The sequence below is a fragment of the Pseudomonas sp. SIMBA_067 genome, assembly GCF_046534675.1.
GTDB lineage: Bacteria > Pseudomonadota > Gammaproteobacteria > Pseudomonadales > Pseudomonadaceae > Aquipseudomonas > Aquipseudomonas putida.
On sequence record NZ_JAWRYH010000705.1, the window covers coordinates 1 to 260 of the forward strand.

A 260-nucleotide genomic window follows, 5' to 3' on the forward strand; every position below is an offset into this window, starting at 1 on the left:
GGTAGCAACCGAGTGGGCCAGCACATCATTGCCGCCTTGCGCAAAACGCTAGGCGAGAAGGTGCTGTCGGCCCCCATCGAACAAATCGAGCGCTATCGCAGCCATCGGCTGATCCCGGTGTTGACGCACGACGTAGACACCATCAGCGATTTCGCCTTCGCCTTCGCGCCCCTGGCGATCGCCCTGACCGTCACCCTGGGCTGCCTGGGCTACCTGGCCATGCTGTCCTTGCCCATGTTCCTGCTGATCCTGACCGCTAT

The 260-nt window shown here is 62.3% G+C and carries 1 protein-coding gene; it reads left to right on the forward strand.

What is annotated here, in order from left to right; genetic code table 11:
• Positions 1-260 (forward strand): ABC transporter transmembrane domain-containing protein (locus SB765_RS30970; protein WP_410932667.1); only part of this gene is annotated, 260 nt, incomplete at both ends.